Below are 15,433 nucleotides of genomic sequence, written 5' to 3' on the forward strand. Positions count from 1 at the left end.
TCCCTGACACGGAAAGTATGGAGTGTTCAGCATCACATTAGGCGATGACTATACAGCCGTACAAGCACTGAAAAATAGGAAAAAATAGCGCGCGGATTAGCGTTTCATTCGTGCCAGTAACCGCTCGACGGCTTCTAGATGTTCCGGTTCGTTGTGGCACATGCCTTGGAACACGGCGCACACATCCAGAAACGGCTTTAGCTCCATATCCGAGGCCATTTTCATGAGCCGCTTGGTGAGCCGTGTCGCTTTCGGCGGCTGGGCCGCCATGCGGTTGGCATGGGCCAGAGCGGCTTCCATCAGCTGCTCCGGCTCCACGACTTCTAGCACTACACCGTAGGCAAGCGCTTCATCAGCGCTGATCACCCGGCCTGAGAGGGTTAGCTCAAAGGCACGCTGGTAACCAATTTGGCGCTGCATAAACCACGCCCCGCCATCGCCGGGGATAATGCCTAAGTTAAGAAACGTCTCACCAAAGCTCGCCTTGCGGGACGCAATACGCAAATCGGCCATGTTGGCCAAATCAAACCCGGCACCTATCGCTGCACCATTCACGGCGGCGATGATGGGCACTTCAACTTGATGAAGCGCCAGCGGCATTCGCTGAATACCCGTGCGGTAGCGCTCAGCGACTTCGGCTACGTCCCCCGCAAAGTCGCCGCCGCGTTCGGCCATATCTTTTACATTGCCACCCGCGCAAAAAGTGCTGCCTGCACCGGTGATCACCAGCACCGAGACGTCCTGGCTATGGTTCACCCATGCAGCGGTGGCGACGATATCATCCACCAGCGCCGTGCCGGTAAGCGCATTGCGCACGTCGTGGCGGTTAAGCGTGAGCGTTGCCACACGGTTTTCCAGCGTTAGGGTAGCGTCGGTTAATTCAGGTAGCGTTCGGCTCATGATTGGCGCTCCACGATGATTCGGGCATCGACGATGGCATAGTTAGCGGCAGAATGGCCTTTCGGATAGGCAATCACCGGGTTCAAGTCTAGCTCGCTAATCTCCGGGTAGGCCTCCACCAATTGGGATACTTGCATCAGCAGTGACACCAGCGCCTGCTTATCGACCCCTGCCGCCCCGCGTACTCCCGCCAGCACTTTTTGCGCTTTGAGTTGATTGACCATGGACTGCGCGTCGCGCAGGGTCAGCGGCAGCGAGCGGAAGGCTACGTCCTCAAGCACCTCCACAAAGATACCGCCCAAACCAAACATCAGCACCGGGCCGAAAATCGGGTCGCGGAGCATGCCGATAATCACCTCAACGCCCTTCTCCGCCATTGGCGTGACCAGCACGCCCTCTACCTGGGCGTTCGGGTCGTAAGCCTGGGCGTTTAAGTGAATGGCTTGAAAGGCATCGCGCAGTGCGGCGTCACCCACTAAGTTGAGCTTGACCCCGCCCGCGTCGGATTTATGCAGAATATCTTTCGAGACCACCTTCATCGCCAGCGGCTTGCCCTGCGTGCGCTGGGCGATCTCGGCGAGTTCGTCCTCACGACGCACCAGCCACTCCTCAGGCACCGCGATACCGTGTTCCGCCAACAGCCCCTTCGCTTCAAACTCCAGTAAATCGCGCCCTTCCGCCTTGGCTGCGGCAAACATGGCCCTGCCTGTTTCCGATGGCGCGGCGGGCGCTATCGTCTCCTGCACTTGTTGGCTGGCCAGATACTCCCCTCGCTCACCTAAGGCAGCAAGCACGCGCACCGCATGCTCAATGGAGGCGTACACCGGCAAACCGGCTTCGTGTAAACGGCGCAGCGCAGGCGGTTTGATGGGGGCGTAGAGGCTGTAAATCACCAGCGGCTTCTCGGAGGCTTGAGCAAGCTCTACCATGCGCTCCGCGCCACGCATCTCGTCCCCCATCAGCGACTCCGAAAAGCGCAGGCTATACCCGCCGAACATGCCGACCAGGAAGACGCTATCGACGCCTTCATCCGCCATCACCAGCTCAATGCAGCGGGCCAGCAGCGAGGGGCTCGCATCCGAGGAGCCCGCCACGTCCACCGGGTTAAGGGTAGATGCCTGAGGCAGTAACACCTCGCGCAGTGCAGAGCGGGTAGCGTCAGAAAGCTCGGCCAGCGTCAGGCCCGCTTCAGATAACCGGTCGGCGGCGATGGTGGCTTGGCCGCCGCCGTCAGAAATCACCGCCACGCGCTTACCAGGGGCTTTTTGCAGCCGCCCTAGCCCTTCCGCCACGGGCAGGATTTCATCGGAGTACTGCACCACGCTAACGCCTGCCTGGCGCAACAAATCGACGGTCATTTGGTAGCTACCGGCCAATGCACCGGTATGGGAGCTGGCAGCCTTTTGGCCCTGCTCGGTGGCACCGGATTTATACACCACCACCGGCTTCATGGCGGTCACGTCACGGGCCACTTTCAGAAACTGCTGCCCATCACGGAAGCCTTCCACGTAGAGCGTCGCCACACGGGTATGCTCGTCTTCGCCTAGGTAGCGCAGGTAATCGTTAAAGCCGATATCACTCTGATTGCCCGGGCCAACGTAGGTGCTAAACCCCACCTGCCCATTGTGCTGGGCCTCCAGCGCCAGGGAGAGCAGCATATTGCCGGATTGGGAAACAATACCGATATCGCCCGGTTTGACGTTCTCCAGCGCCAGCAAGTTGATCTGATGGTGCAGGTTAAACATGCCGGAAGTATTCGGGCCGATAATACGCACACCGTGGGCACGGGCGGCCTCCATCATTTGTGCCTCCAATGCCGCACCCGCTTCACCGGTTTCGCCAAACCCGCTGGCCAGAATCACCGCCCCTTTCACACCCCGGCGGCCACACTCGGCAATCAGCGCAGGCACGGTGGCGGCAGGCGTACACAGCAGCGCAAGCTCGGGGCTGCCCGGCATCTCGGCAATAGAGGGCCATGCCTTCACACCTAGAATATGATCGGCTTTTGGGTTGATCGGGTAGATGCCCCCCCGGTAGCCGCCGTTGATCAGCCCGATCATGGCTTTATAGCCCCGCTTGGTCGGGTCCGCAGAGGCTCCAACGATGGCAATGCCGGTAGGGGCTAAGATGTCATGCAGCGGGCTGCGGATTGGAAGATGACCTTCGATAGTGTTCATGGCGAAACCTGTTTGACAAAGAAGTGCGCGACGGCTTGATTCAGAACTCGTTTTTAAGGGTTAAGTCCATACTCATTGGCCCTGAAAATTAGGCGGGCGCCGCTCGGCAAAGGCATCGACCCCCTCTTGCCAGTCGTCGGTGGTGGAGCAGGTAAACACCGCATCCAGCTCCTGCTGCAGCTGGCTCTCCATGCTGGTATGGGCGCTGCGGTTGACCAGCGGCTTGAGCATCGCCATGGAGACCGGCGCCTGCTTGGCAAGCCGCTCGGCGAGTGTTTGCGCTTCGGCCATCAGCTGCGCTTGGGGGTAGCTGGCCAGCGCCAAGCCGATCTTGGCGGCTTCTGGCCCATCAATTTTGTCGCCTAAATAGAGCAAGCGCCGGGCTTGGGTAAGCCCTACCAGTTGAGGCAGCAATTTTGAAACACCGCCGCCCACACAAGTGCCAATACTGGTTTCTGGAAAACCGATCTGCGCCTCGTCAGCCATCACGATAAAATCGCAGGAGACCGCCATTTCCGCGCCAGCCCCCAGCGCATAGCCGTTCACGGCTGCTACCACCGGCTTACTGAGTTTGGCGATGGCTTCGCATACGTCGTTGCCCAGCTGCAAATAGGCCCGGCGCTGAAACAGCGTGCGCTTAGCGCTGCCGTGGGCCTTCATATCGGCACCGACACAAAACGCGCGCCCTTCACCGGTCAGCACCACCGCCCGGACCTGAGGCGACTGCTGTGCTATTCGCAGCACATCCAGCAGCTCTTGGTAGAGCGCCTCAACAACCGCGTTGAGGCGCTGCGGGCGATTCAGTCGCACGGTCAATATGCGGGCATCCAGAGTGACCAGCAGCGTTTCATAATTGGGCAGCGCAGTAGCGTCAGCAGGCATGGTGCTTTTTCTAACCTCCTCGGATCAGTCGTGAAAACCTAAACGAAACGTTTGTTTCTTTATTTAAAATAAAAAGAAACGAATGTGTTTTTTTGAACGATAGAGTAGTCGCTGGGACAACGTCAATACATCTGTAGCAAAAACATTTATCATTGGCACAAATGTTTTATTTTCATAGAGAGGGTGCCATGCCAGACAACGCCACTCACGCCACCAGCCTGGACAGCATTCACCAGCAGCTAGCCGAGAGCTACGCGGCGCTTAGCCCACAGCTCAAGCGCGCCGCCAGCTATGTGCTGGAACATCCTGCTGAGATGGCGTTTCAGTCGATCCGCAAAACGGCTCAGGCAGCATCCGTCACTCCCTCCACCCTGGTCAGGCTAGCCAAGCGGCTTAGGTTCGAGAGCTACGAGCCGTTTCGGGAGGTGTTTCAATCGGCGGTACAGGCAGCGCCGGTGGAGCTATCCGGTCGCGCCAGCCAGTTGAAGCAGCAGCACCGAAACCCAGAAGCGGCGCTGTTTGCGGAGGTAGGCGACGCTGCCTTCGATAATATTGGCAGGCTGTTTACGGCGGATAACCAAACGCGCGTCAAAGAGGCCGCCGAGCGAATCTTAGCAGCGCGGCGAGTCGCCGTGGTCGGGTTTCGCGACACCTTCGCCTGCGCGTACCACTTTGCCTACGTGGGGCGCATTGCGATGCCGGAAGTGACGCTCATTCGCGGACAGGAGGGAGGCTTGCTCACCGAGTTGGCCCCGTTCAACGAGCAGGATGTGGTGGTAGCGTTTGGCTTTGAACCCTACTGCGCCGAGACGGTGAAGGCGCTGGAAATTACTCGCGCCAACGGCGTGCAGGCAATTGTGATTACCGACACGCTGCGCTCACCGCTGGTGCCGGGGGCCAGCGTAACGTTTACCGTCGCCAACGCTACGCCGCACTTTTTCCCGTCGATACTAGCGGCGATTACGCTCAGTGAAGCGATTTTGGCGGAGTGCGTGGCATTCGGCCCCGACCAGCTGGTCGATAACGTGACCCGCTTTGAGAGCCGAATGCGTCAGTTGGGTGCTTATATCGATATAGAGTAAGTGTCGATATCGAGTAAGCGTTACGGCAGCAGAATCGTGGAGCCGGTGGTTTTACGGCTCTGTAGTGCATCCTGAGCCTTACCGGCGTCTTGCAGCGGGTAGCGGTTGGCCACGTCGATGTGGATTTTGCCGCTCTCGATCATGGCGAAAAACTCGTCGCACATCATCTCTAGGCGCTCACGGGTGTCGGCGTAGCCGTTCAGGCTTGGGCGAGTCACAAACAGCGCGCCTTTTTGGTTCAAAATACCGATATTCACGCCATCCACAGGGCCAGAAGAGTTGCCGAAACTCACCATCAGCGAGCGGGGCTTCAAGCAGTCCAGCGACATTTCCCAGGTGTCTTTACCCACCGAGTCATACACCACGTCACACATCTCGCCGTTGGTCAGCTCGCGCACCCGCTCCACCACGTTCTCTTCGGTGTAGTTGATGGTCGCCCATGCACCGTTGGCCATGGCTAAGTCGGCTTTTTCCTGAGAGCTAACCGTGCCAATCAGCTTCACACCCAACGCCTTAGCCCACTGGCAGGCAATAGAGCCAACGCCACCGGCCGCCGCGTGGAACAGAATGGTCTCACCGCCTTTAAGCGCATAGGTTTGACGTAGCAGATACTGCACCGTTAAGCCTTTCAGCATGCTGGCGGCAGCGGTGTCGAAATCGATAAAATCCGGCAGTTTGACGACTTTGGACGCAGGCAGCGTGTGCAGTTCGGCGTATGCGCCCAGCGGGCCTTGGGCGTAAGCCACCCGGTCACCCACTTTGACATGCGTGACGCCCTCACCGACCGCATCCACAATGCCCGCGCCTTCGGTGCCTAGCCCTGTTGGCATAGCGGGCGCAGGGTAAAGTCCCGTACGGAAGTAGATATCGATAAAGTTCAGCCCCACCGCTTTGTTTGCGATGCGCACTTCACCGGCAGCGGGGGCGGCAGGTTCAACATCGACCCACTCCAACACTTCTGACCCACCGGTGTTAGCAAGCTGGATACGCTTAGACATCAATGACACTCCTGTTGTTAATTATTGGACATACCCTGCGCGCTATCCAACCGCGTTGGGCGTCTTAAATCAAGCCATTAGCTCACTAGGCCGACACGTCGTCGTCATGCACCCATGCTAAACTTGGCAGCATTGTGCTTCATGACGCTCAATTGGCGACCACTACACGGAGTGGCTATGACCCATCCCGCAATTTCTGTCCCCACGCTCATCGCCCACCGCGGCTACTCCGCTGCCGCGCCCGAAAACACCCTCGCAGCCGTACGCGCCGCCCACCAAGCAGGCGCAACCTGGGTGGAATTGGATGTACAGCTGCTGAAGGATGATACACCGGTCATCTGGCACGATGGCGACGTTCGCCGCTGCTCGGATGGCCGTGGCGAGCTCGCCAACCTGACATGGCAGCAGGCACAGCAGTTAGATGTGGGCAGTTGGTTTGGTGACCGCTTTGCGGGGGAAAAGATGGCCAGCCTGGAGGCTATGCTCGCCCTGCTCAACGAGCTGGAGATGGGCGTTAACCTAGAAATCAAGGTCAACAAAGGGCGTGACCCTATCCGCTTGGTGGACGTGGTACTGCCTGCTGTTCTAGCCGCCCTCCCCCCTGAGCGGCTATTGATCTCGTCGTTTGACCCCGTAGCCTTAGCCCACTGTCGCCAACATGCCCCCAAAGAGGCCCTGGCGTTAGGGGCGCTGTTTGGCAGTGTGCCCAAAAACTGGCGCGAACAGTGCGAAGCGGTCGAGGCGTTTAGTATTCACCCTCATTGGCCGCGGCTCAAACAGACCCAGGCCGCTGCCATGTGCCGCAACGGTTACCAAATTCTTTGCTACACCGCCAACGATCCCAGCGCGTTTGATAGCCGCTGGGCCTGGGGCATTGCCAGCGCCATTACCGATGAACCTGCTGCCTTTAAACGCTACCTAGACAACCGCCAGCGCGCAGGCCAGCCTGCTTAACCTGTTTAACCTGCTTAAACTTAAGCAATGACACTGGGGCAACGTCGCTGAGACAACATGATAAGGAGAACGATGAACTATCTTGGTGCGCACGTTAGCGCGGCGGGCGGCGCGGATCAGGCCGTCCTTCGTGCTGTTGATATCGGTGCAACGGCGTTTGCGCTGTTCACCAAAAACCAGCGTCAGTGGAAAGGGAAACCGCTAACGGACGAGGCCATTTCGGCCTTCAAGCAGGCCTGCAAAACCCACGGCTTTGGCCCTGAGCAGATTCTGCCCCACGACAGTTACTTGATTAACCTGGGCCACCCAGAAGCCAAGGGGCTGGCCAAGTCCCGCGCGGCGTTTTTGGATGAGATGCAGCGCTGCGAGCAACTAGGGCTGACGCTGCTCAACTTTCATCCCGGCAGCCACCTGAACAAAATCAGCGAAGCCGAGTGCCTGGCGCGCATTGCCGACTCGATCAATGAAGCGCTGTCTGACACCCAAGGCGTGACCGCCGTGATCGAAAACACCGCGGGTCAAGGCACCAACCTCGGCTGGCGTTTTGAGCACTTGGCCGAGATTATCGATCAGGTGGAGGATAAATCCCGGGTGGGCGTGTGTATCGATACCTGCCACGCTTTCGCTGCCGGGTACGACCTCCGCACCCGCGATGCGACACAGGCCACCCTGGACGAGCTTGGCAAGGTCGTAGGTTTTGAGTACTTGCGCGGCATGCATTTGAACGATGCCAAAAGCGCCTTTGCCAGCCGCGTCGATCGCCACCACAGCCTGGGTAAGGGCAATATTGGGCTCGATGCCTTTAGCACCATTATGCGAGACGAGCGCATCCACGGCATTCCGATGATTTTAGAGACCATCGAACCCGAGATATGGGCCGACGAACTCAACTGGCTGCGCGCTCAAGTGCCAGAGGCCGCGCCGGGCAAGTAGTGAATCACATCGTGAAAGCGTAATCGCGTCGCAGTGTTATTGCGCATGGCGTGGGGCCGGTCAGCAAAAAAGCGCAGCCCCTCGCCTGCCCGAAGCGTCTGCCAGCGCTCGTCAATACGCAGTTCCATCTCTCCTTCCACCACCACGATGTGCTCCACCACCCCGCTAGCGTGGGCCGACGATTCACTGAGCGCCCCTGGTGCGAGTTCGATCATGAACATCTCGAAACCCAGCAGCGGGTCGTAAGGAAACAGCAGCCGCGCCTGCATACCGGCGCTGTCGTCGCCCCATACCGACTCCCAGCCATCCCGGTGCAGTTCCCCTAATGCGGGCTTGTCACTGTCAAACAGCGTCGAAAACGACACCCGAAAGCCGCTGGCAATCTTCCAGAGCGTCGAGACCGTCGGGCTGGACTCGCCCCGCTCGATCTGGCCGAGCATCGCTTTGCTCACCCCGGTTTCACCGGCGGCACGATCCAGGCTCCAGCCACGCTCTTTGCGCAGTTGCCGCACCGTCCCCGCAATATGTTCCGCAATGGTGTGTGGCTCACTGGCCATTGGCTTCTCCTGACTACCGCTTTGGATATGTGACACAGTCTGTCGCCACCTATTGTGCGCTATAACGCACAGTGGTAACGTGAAAGACGTGCGCTATAACGCACATCTTGCCATCACAGCTTGGGAGAGGCCACCCATGGAAGCGCCATCCACCTGCCACGACTCCGCTGCGCCCAGTCTTTGGCGCGATATTAGTTTGTCGACGATCATTGCGGGCTTCGTCGCCGTGGTGATTGGCTATACCAGCTCGGCGGCGATTATTTTCCAAGCGGCGGCGGCCGCAGGGGCCAGCACGGCGCAAATCAGCTCATGGCTGTGGGCGCTAGGCATTGGGATGGGCCTGACTTCGCTGGGGCTGTCGCTGCGCTACCGGATGCCGCTGTTAACAGCGTGGTCGACACCGGGGGCGGCGTTTCTAGCGACGAGCCTTCCCGGCATTCCTATCGAAGAAGCTATCGGCGCGTTTCTGTTCTCAGCGCTACTGATCACCTTATGCGGGGTCACGGGGCTGTTCGAGCGCTTGATGCGCCACATCCCCAGCGCCATTGCCTCCGCCATGCTGGCCGGTATTCTGCTGCGCTTTGGACTTGAGCTTTTTAACGTGATGGAGCGTCAGTGGCTGCTGCCGCTAGCCATGCTGGCCGCCTGGGTCGCAGGCAGGCGTTTATGGCCCACGCTGGCAGTGCCGGGGGTGCTACTCACCGGCGTGGCTGTTGCCCTGTTACAAGGCCAAATCAGCACGCAAGGGATACCCCTCACGCCCACGCTACCGGTTTTTACCGCCCCCGCGTTCAACCCAATGACACTGCTGAGTATTGGCATACCGCTGTTCGTGATCACTATGGCGACTCAAAATCTGCCCGGCGTGGCGGTACTGCGGGCAGCAGGCTACCACCCCAACAGCTCGCCGCTAATCGCCTGGACAGGCGGCGCTACGCTGCTGCTCGCACCGTTTGGTGGTTACGCGCTGAACATGGCTGCCATTAGCGCCGCCGTGTGCATGGGGCCGGATGCTCATCCCAACCCCAAACGGCGCTATACCGCAGGCGTTGCTGCGGGCGTTTTCTATATAACCATGGGTATTTTTGGGGCAACGGTGACCGGCCTCTTCAACGCCCTGCCTAGTGTTCTGGTGCTAGCGCTGGCGGGTATTGCCTTGTTGGGCACGCTGAGCGGCGGTTTAGCAGGCGCATTTGAAAAAAGCGAACAGCGCGACGCGGCCATCGTGACGTTTTTGCTGACCGGTTCGGGCATAACGTTGCTGGGGATCGGAGGAGCCTTTTGGGGCTTGGTGGCTGGCTTAGCGGTATTGAAAATCACCACAGCGAAAGCAACATCGTAAAAAACTGTGCGGCAATACATAAATGCCCCTGGCAGGTTAGCCTGCCAGGGGCATTTAAGACGTCCGCTCAGATAAAGACGCCAACCCTCTACATCGTGGCCAGCCGCTCTTCATCCAACACGCCGGACATCCGCACCATGGCCAGCGCTTCATCCAAGCTGCCCATCTCCTCGATCACCAGCAGCTCGTTCTCCAAGCTCACCGGTTGACCTGCTTTATCCGACAGCAGCTTCTCCAGGGAGGCCACGTCCATAGCGTCGTCTAAGTGGTGAATATCGACCGATGCGCTACTCGCGCTAGGCAGGTAGATAGTGCCATTAGAGAAATCCACGGCGTAGGCAATTACCCCGGGTACGATGAAAAACAGCAGACCCACACCGTTGGCAATCGCCACCACCGGGTCGACATCACCGCTCATTTGCCCCTTCCGCTCGGGGTAAAACATGGTACCGCAACCGCTCAATGCCACAATGGAGACACCTACAACGGCCCCCGTTAACCAACGGCGAACTGCTTGCTGCATGGAGGTTCCCTCAAAATCTTGACGTACCGATAGCCGAAGCGATGTGCGTTGTTGTGGTCAAATCAGCGGCTACCGACTCAAAAGCCGCTCGATTCTAGCACACTTCCCATGCGGCACACCCTCGACAGGTTCGTTAGGATTTTGCCGCCTTACCCGCTTGGCCGTACAATGCCGAATTCAACGCTCGATTAAGCGCTACGTTCGATATAACGATTCCGCATCACCGCTACCAACCAAGGAATGCTCACGCCCATGCGCGCCAGCCAATTATTGATTGCGACATTAAAAGAAACCCCGGCCGACGCTGAAGTCATCAGCCACCAGTTAATGCTGCGCGCCGGTATGATCCGCCGTCTTACCTCGGGCCTGTACACCTGGCTGCCCCTGGGGCTGCGCACCCTGCGCAAAGTCGAAGCCATCGTGCGTGAAGAGATGAACCGCGCCGGTGCCCAAGAAGTCCTGATGCCTGCCGTTCAACCTGCTGACCTGTGGCAGGAGTCTGGCCGCTGGGAACAGTACGGCCCGGAATTGCTGCGTTTGAAGGACCGTCACGAGCGCGATTACTGCGTGGGTCCGACCCATGAAGAAGTCATCACGGACCTGGTGCGCAAAGAGATTGCCAGCTACAAGCAGCTGCCGGTGAACTTCTACCAGATTCAAACCAAATTCCGTGATGAGATTCGCCCGCGCTTTGGCGTGATGCGCTCGCGTGAGTTCATCATGAAAGATGCCTACTCCTTCCACCTGGACGAAGCCTCGCTCAAAGAGACGTACCAAAGCATGTACGACGCCTATTCGCGTATTTTCACGCGTTTGGGCCTCGACTTCCGCCCGGTGATTGCTGATAACGGCTCCATTGGCGGCACGGGCTCTCACGAATTCCACGTGCTGGCCGACTCCGGCGAAGACGATATCGTGTTCTCCAACGCGTCTGATTACGCGGCCAACATCGAAAAAGCCGAAGCGCTCCCCGCGCCGCTGGGCAGCAACGTCGAGCGCGCGGCCCCCAGCGAAGAGATGCGTCTGGTCGATACTCCGAATGCCAAAACCATCGCCACGCTGGTAGAGCAGTTCAAGCTGCCCATCGAGAAGACCGTCAAAACGTTGATGGTTCACGCGGCAGAAGGTGGCCTCATTGCGCTGCTGGTTCGCGGCGACCATGAACTCAACGAAGTCAAAGCGGAAAACCTGCCTCAGGTAAAAGCCCCGCTGACCATGGCCAGCGAAGAGGAAATTCGTGCCGTCGTCGGTGCTGGCCCGGGCTCGCTGGGCCCGGTCGGTTTAGCGATGCCGATCATCATCGACCGCAGCGTAGCCTTAATGAGCGACTTCGGCGCGGGCGCCAACGTCGATGGCAAGCACTACTTCGGCATCAACTGGGAGCGCGATGCAGCTCTGCCGCAGGTGGCTGACCTGCGTAACGTCGTAGAGGGCGACCCGTCTCCCGATGGCCAAGGCACGCTCTCGATCAAGCGCGGTATCGAAGTAGGCCACGTGTTCCAGCTTGGCAAAAAATACTCCGAAGCGATGAATGCCACCGTCCTGGGCGACAACGGCAAAACCAGCCACCCGTGGATGGGCTGCTACGGCATTGGCGTGACCCGCGTGGTCGCGGCAGCCATTGAACAGAACCACGACGATGCTGGCATTATTTGGCCCAATGCGATTGCGCCGTTCCAGGTCGCGCTAGTACCGATGAACGCGCATAAGTCACAGCGCGTGCGTGAAGAGTCCGAGCGCCTCTACCAAACGCTGACCGCTGCGGGCTTAGACGTGCTGCTGGACGACCGTGATACGCGCCCCGGCGTGAAGTTTGCTGACCTGGAACTGATGGGCGTCCCTCACCGTTTGGTGATTGGCGACCGTGGCCTGGACAACGGCGAGCTGGAGTACAAAGGCCGTCGCGATAGCGAAGCCACCATGATTCCTGCCGACAAGATCGTCGACTTCCTGCGTGAACAAGCGGGCCTTGCTAGCGCAGAGTAACCGGCAGGTATGTCACTGAGCACTCCTTGGCGGCGTTTGTCGTCTCGGTACGTGAAGTGGGTGCTGATGGGCAGCCTGATGGTGGCTGCCCACTCCGCGCCAAGCGTAGCGGCGCCTGCCCTACGCCCCACGCTAGAAGCAGCCGACCTACAAACGCCCTACGTTCAGTGGCAATTACAGCAGTGGCGCAGCCGTATGGATGCACCACTTTCCCGCTTTATCGCCTCGCCTGAACAACGCCACACCTTACTCACTCGACTCTACCAAGAGGCCCGGCTCGCCGGGCTACCGCCCGAGCTGGTGCTGGCATTAATTCAGGTCGAGAGCGCCTTTAATGCTGATGCGGTGTCGTCTGCCGGTGCCGTTGGCTTGATGCAGATCATGCCGTTTTGGGTAGAGGAGCTTGGCCTGCCCATGGACGACCTTACGGAACCCAACCGCAACCTACGCTATGGCTGCACGATTCTAGCCCACTACCTCGCCGTCGAACGGGGAGACTTTACCCGCGCTCTCGCTCGCTATAACGGCAGCCTGGGGAAGACGTGGTACCCAGAGAGAGTACTCAAAGCATGGCAAGATCACTGGCGCTAAGCGTTAACGTCTTCAATCAACCCAGCGTGATAGAACTGCGCGAGTAGCTGCGCCACGTCTTGGCGGACCTGCTCAAATTCTGCGCCTGCAAAAAAGCCTGTGAGCGTGTCACTCACGCAGTCAATATCCAGCGGTTCGTGATTCAACAGCGCCCACACGGCCCGGCTGGTGGTATTCAGCCGATGAATCGCGCCGCCCTCCTCGGCAATCACAAATAGCTCGTCGCCTAGTGGAAACTCAAACGCTGCCTCACTGGCCTGCCACTGGCGCGCATCCGTTGGCTCAAGGGCAGGTATCACGTCAGGAGTATCACAACGGGGCTGACTGGCTAATGTCAGGCCCGCTAAGGTGTCACTATCCCAGCGTTCCGTAAGCCACTGGGCTGCATCAAAGGCATCACGGTAGCGCAGCAGAAAACAGGGTAAGCCCTGAAGCAGTGGCAAGAAGCGCTCGATCAGCGCCTGATCAGATTCATGCTCGGCGAAATTTTGCTGCAGAAGCTGCCACAGCCCATCGCCTGGTTGCAGGCGGGTTAGCTGGGGCTCGTTTAGCGATTCATCGCGGTCAATCAGTAGTATCGCCCCCAGCGGGCAGCGCTGGCCGTGGCCAGCTAACTGGGTATTGTCCAAACGAAGGTAACCATAGCGGGCGTCCTTAGGGCCAAGGTGCGTTTGTACAAACTGACGAAACTCAAGAGACATCGCGTCAGGAAGCGGTAGCCGCAAGCGTGGTGCCACGCCCAGCGCAATCCCTTCCCCTTGCTTGTTGAGCGCCAGCACATCATCGCCAAACACACGCTGTCCAGCCGCTGCAAAGGCGGCGGTTAAGGTGCTTTTGCCCGCCCGGTATGTATCGGGAAAGATCACTAGCTGGCCATTGATTTCCACTGATCCGCAGTGCAAACCTACTAACTCCGGGTGACGGTAAAAATACGCGCCAGCCGCATCCGCGATAACGCTACACGCGGTGCCTACCGCGCTGTCCAGCAGCGCTCCTTCAGGCAGTGCAGGTGCTTGTTGCCAATACCCCTGCGGATGCCGCCATACGCAGATCTCCGGCGATTGGGTTTGCGCGGCGCAGGGCGTCAAGGGCCAGCCTGGCATGGCGGCTGTTAGGACGGGCAGCAACTCGTCGGCATTCACTAACCGAAGGCAAGGCCCAACGCCTTTTAGCGTATAATCTTGATGGTGGCTCGGCATGGCCGCTCCCTTACCAGCGCGGCAGCACACGGCTTAGGCGAATTTCAATGACGCCGTCGCGCTCCCAACGTGAGCGCTGGGGCCGAGAGTAATAACGCTCCGGATAGCCATGGCCATGGCGTGAATGATGCTGATGAGAATGGCGCGCTCTGGAATAATCAGGGCGGGAGTAACGGGGGCGCGAATAGTGCGGCCGGGAATAATGGGGACGTGAATAGCTGGGACGCGAATAGCTGGGTCGTGAGCGACTTGGGCGCGAGCGATGGTGATGATCACGCGCCTCGGCTTGGCCCATAGAGAACAACGTCGGCGCAACGTAAAGGGCGGCAGCCCCCAAACCTAAACTTGCCAACACTTGGCGACGAGAACGGCGCTTATTTAACAGCTTTCGGGAATTATCGATCTCTTTACTCATCACGGCTCTCCTGATCGGTACGGCAAACAGATTAACGAACACTGTTTCTAAAGCTACTCTAGCCCCGCCGACCGGGTGACACCATGCTATCTACTTGACTTCCCCATTGTTTACTCTTTTTCACTTTCTGTGAGTATATCGTTAGTGCGAAAACATGACTTTGCCACATAATAGTTACATGATAAGCCACCCCTGTACTTACTTAGGTAACTTTCCATGCTTACATTGCGTAAAGGCGTGCGTTTAACCCACCCACTGAAGACGCTTGGTTGCTTGATAGCTATGACGAGCCTATCTGCCCAAGCCGCCAATGTAAGCGTCACCGATACGGCAGGTACACCGCTGGAAAACGCGGTCATCGAAGTGTATTACGACGCTGCCACGCCGACGGATGCCCAGACGAAAAACATCGTTCAGCGCAATGCGGCCTTCAACCCTCAGGTCACGACGATTCCCACCGGCAGCCACGTGGCGTTCCCCAACGAGGACACCACACGCCATCATGTGTTTTCGTTTTCGCCCGCCAAGACATTCGACCTCGAACTCTTTTTGAGCGAAACCCCACCGCCGGTTCACTTCGAGAAAGCCGGCGTCGTGGTGCTGGGTTGTAACATCCATGATCAAATGCAGGCGTTCATCGTGGTCAGCGATGCGCCTTATGCCGCCCTGACCGACAGCGCAGGCAACCTATCTCTGCCAGCGCTTCCCGAAGGCAGCCACCGAATGCGAGTGTGGCATAGCCGGATGGATGACAGCCAAGCCGTCTGGTGGGAAGGCGAGATTAGCGATACCGACAACCTCACCGTGGCGTTGGAGCTAAACGCCATTCCTCCCCAGCCGCCCACGCTGTCGCCGCTTCAACAGCGTTTCCAAAACGCGACGCATAGTCACTAA

The 15,433-nt window shown here is 58.8% G+C and carries 15 protein-coding genes; 7 read left to right on the forward strand and 8 right to left on the reverse strand.

Features of this window, described 5'->3' with window-relative positions; all coding sequences use genetic code 11:
* Positions 1–96 precede the first annotated feature (96 nt).
* The 3 genes from CTT34_RS10625 to CTT34_RS10635 form a co-directional block, all read right to left on the reverse strand.
* On the reverse strand, positions 97–900 hold the full coding sequence (locus CTT34_RS10625; protein ID WP_159342415.1) for an enoyl-CoA hydratase-related protein: 804 nt from the start codon (positions 898–900) through the stop codon (positions 97–99).
* Positions 897–3,077 carry an acetate--CoA ligase family protein gene (locus CTT34_RS10630; protein WP_159342416.1) on the reverse strand — a complete coding sequence of 727 codons (2,181 nt, stop codon included), beginning with the start codon at positions 3,075–3,077 and terminating at the stop codon, positions 897–899. Before CTT34_RS10630 ends, CTT34_RS10625 begins: the two co-directional genes overlap by 4 nt.
* Positions 3,078–3,149: 72 nt before the next feature.
* A complete protein-coding gene (locus CTT34_RS10635) occupies positions 3,150–3,959 on the reverse strand; it encodes an enoyl-CoA hydratase/isomerase family protein (RefSeq protein ID WP_159342417.1) in 810 nt (269 codons plus the stop codon).
* Positions 3,960–4,147: 188 nt separating this feature from the next.
* Here CTT34_RS10635 and CTT34_RS10640 point away from each other — a divergent pair, with 188 nt between their 5' ends.
* Complete coding sequence (locus tag CTT34_RS10640; protein WP_159342418.1) at positions 4,148–5,041, forward strand: MurR/RpiR family transcriptional regulator; 894 nt, start codon at positions 4,148–4,150, stop codon at positions 5,039–5,041.
* A gap of 20 nt (positions 5,042–5,061) precedes the next feature.
* Here CTT34_RS10640 and CTT34_RS10645 read toward each other — a convergent pair whose 3' ends face one another.
* Positions 5,062–6,039 (reverse strand): NADPH:quinone reductase, encoded by a 978-nt coding sequence (locus CTT34_RS10645; protein ID WP_159342419.1) that lies wholly within the window; start codon positions 6,037–6,039, stop codon positions 5,062–5,064.
* Between the two features lie 177 nt (positions 6,040–6,216).
* Between CTT34_RS10645 and CTT34_RS10650 the strand changes: the two genes are divergently transcribed.
* Both CTT34_RS10650 and nfo read left to right on the forward strand, forming a co-directional pair.
* On the forward strand, positions 6,217–6,993 hold the full coding sequence (locus CTT34_RS10650) for a glycerophosphodiester phosphodiesterase family protein (protein WP_159342420.1): 777 nt from the start codon (positions 6,217–6,219) through the stop codon (positions 6,991–6,993).
* 72 nt (positions 6,994–7,065) lie between these two features.
* Positions 7,066–7,926, forward strand: a complete 861-nt coding sequence (gene nfo, locus CTT34_RS10655; protein ID WP_159342421.1) for a deoxyribonuclease IV — start codon at positions 7,066–7,068, stop codon at positions 7,924–7,926.
* On the opposite strand, the gene CTT34_RS10660 is transcribed toward nfo, so the two are convergent.
* Positions 7,896–8,483: a helix-turn-helix domain-containing protein gene (locus CTT34_RS10660; RefSeq protein WP_159342422.1), complete on the reverse strand. Its 588-nt coding sequence runs from the start codon at positions 8,481–8,483 to the stop codon at positions 7,896–7,898. The genes nfo and CTT34_RS10660 overlap by 31 nt on opposite strands.
* 136 nt (positions 8,484–8,619) lie before the next feature.
* On the opposite strand from CTT34_RS10660, the gene CTT34_RS10665 reads away from it, so the two are divergent.
* Complete coding sequence (locus CTT34_RS10665; RefSeq protein WP_159342423.1) at positions 8,620–9,825, forward strand: benzoate/H(+) symporter BenE family transporter; 1,206 nt, start codon at positions 8,620–8,622, stop codon at positions 9,823–9,825.
* Positions 9,826–9,913: 88 nt separating this feature from the next.
* Here CTT34_RS10665 and CTT34_RS10670 read toward each other — a convergent pair whose 3' ends face one another.
* On the reverse strand, positions 9,914–10,348 hold the full coding sequence (locus tag CTT34_RS10670; RefSeq protein WP_159342424.1) for a hypothetical protein: 435 nt from the start codon (positions 10,346–10,348) through the stop codon (positions 9,914–9,916).
* A 252-nt stretch (positions 10,349–10,600) separates the two neighbouring features.
* On the opposite strand from CTT34_RS10670, the gene CTT34_RS10675 reads away from it, so the two are divergent.
* Together CTT34_RS10675 and CTT34_RS10680 are read left to right on the forward strand one after the other, a co-directional pair.
* Positions 10,601–12,334: a proline--tRNA ligase gene (locus CTT34_RS10675; protein ID WP_159342425.1), complete on the forward strand. Its 1,734-nt coding sequence runs from the start codon at positions 10,601–10,603 to the stop codon at positions 12,332–12,334.
* Positions 12,335–12,400: 66 nt separating this feature from the next.
* On the forward strand, positions 12,401–12,925 hold the full coding sequence (locus tag CTT34_RS10680) for a lytic transglycosylase domain-containing protein (protein ID WP_159343758.1): 525 nt from the start codon (positions 12,401–12,403) through the stop codon (positions 12,923–12,925).
* On the opposite strand, the gene CTT34_RS10685 is transcribed toward CTT34_RS10680, so the two are convergent.
* Positions 12,922–14,124 carry a PqqD family protein gene (locus CTT34_RS10685; RefSeq protein WP_159342426.1) on the reverse strand — a complete coding sequence of 401 codons (1,203 nt, stop codon included), beginning with the start codon at positions 14,122–14,124 and terminating at the stop codon, positions 12,922–12,924. The genes CTT34_RS10680 and CTT34_RS10685 overlap by 4 nt on opposite strands.
* Positions 14,125–14,157: 33 nt before the next feature.
* Entirely contained in the window at positions 14,158–14,400 is a 243-nt protein-coding gene (locus tag CTT34_RS10690) for a hypothetical protein (protein WP_159342427.1), read from the reverse strand.
* Between the two features lie 421 nt (positions 14,401–14,821).
* On the opposite strand from CTT34_RS10690, the gene CTT34_RS10695 reads away from it, so the two are divergent.
* The gene (locus CTT34_RS10695; protein WP_253016158.1) at positions 14,822–15,433 is read left to right on the forward strand and encodes a cupredoxin domain-containing protein; all 612 of its coding nucleotides are present in this window, start codon (positions 14,822–14,824) and stop codon (positions 15,431–15,433) included.

This window comes from Halomonas meridiana, assembly GCF_009846525.1.
In the GTDB taxonomy this organism is placed as follows: Bacteria; Pseudomonadota; Gammaproteobacteria; order Pseudomonadales; family Halomonadaceae; genus Vreelandella.

Bases quoted from the DNA above. Each gene is read 5' to 3' on its own strand.
- CTT34_RS10635 (WP_159342417.1), bottom strand. From the start codon at position 3,959: ATGCCTGCTGACGCTACTGCGCTGCCCAATTATGAAACGCTGCTGGTC.
- nfo (WP_159342421.1), top strand. From the start codon at position 7,066: ATGAACTATCTTGGTGCGCACGTTAGCGCGGCGGGCGGCGCGGATCAG.
- CTT34_RS10625 (WP_159342415.1), bottom strand. From the start codon at position 900: ATGAGCCGAACGCTACCTGAATTAACCGACGCTACCCTAACGCTGGAA.
- CTT34_RS10640 (WP_159342418.1), top strand. From the start codon at position 4,148: ATGCCAGACAACGCCACTCACGCCACCAGCCTGGACAGCATTCACCAG.
- CTT34_RS10660 (WP_159342422.1), bottom strand. From the start codon at position 8,483: ATGGCCAGTGAGCCACACACCATTGCGGAACATATTGCGGGGACGGTG.
- CTT34_RS10645 (WP_159342419.1), bottom strand. From the start codon at position 6,039: ATGTCTAAGCGTATCCAGCTTGCTAACACCGGTGGGTCAGAAGTGTTG.
- CTT34_RS10695 (WP_253016158.1), top strand. From the start codon at position 14,822: ATGACGAGCCTATCTGCCCAAGCCGCCAATGTAAGCGTCACCGATACG.
- CTT34_RS10685 (WP_159342426.1), bottom strand. From the start codon at position 14,124: ATGCCGAGCCACCATCAAGATTATACGCTAAAAGGCGTTGGGCCTTGC.
- CTT34_RS10650 (WP_159342420.1), top strand. From the start codon at position 6,217: ATGACCCATCCCGCAATTTCTGTCCCCACGCTCATCGCCCACCGCGGC.
- CTT34_RS10680 (WP_159343758.1), top strand. From the start codon at position 12,401: ATGGGCAGCCTGATGGTGGCTGCCCACTCCGCGCCAAGCGTAGCGGCG.
- CTT34_RS10665 (WP_159342423.1), top strand. From the start codon at position 8,620: ATGGAAGCGCCATCCACCTGCCACGACTCCGCTGCGCCCAGTCTTTGG.
- CTT34_RS10630 (WP_159342416.1), bottom strand. From the start codon at position 3,077: ATGAACACTATCGAAGGTCATCTTCCAATCCGCAGCCCGCTGCATGAC.
- CTT34_RS10670 (WP_159342424.1), bottom strand. From the start codon at position 10,348: ATGCAGCAAGCAGTTCGCCGTTGGTTAACGGGGGCCGTTGTAGGTGTC.
- CTT34_RS10675 (WP_159342425.1), top strand. From the start codon at position 10,601: ATGCGCGCCAGCCAATTATTGATTGCGACATTAAAAGAAACCCCGGCC.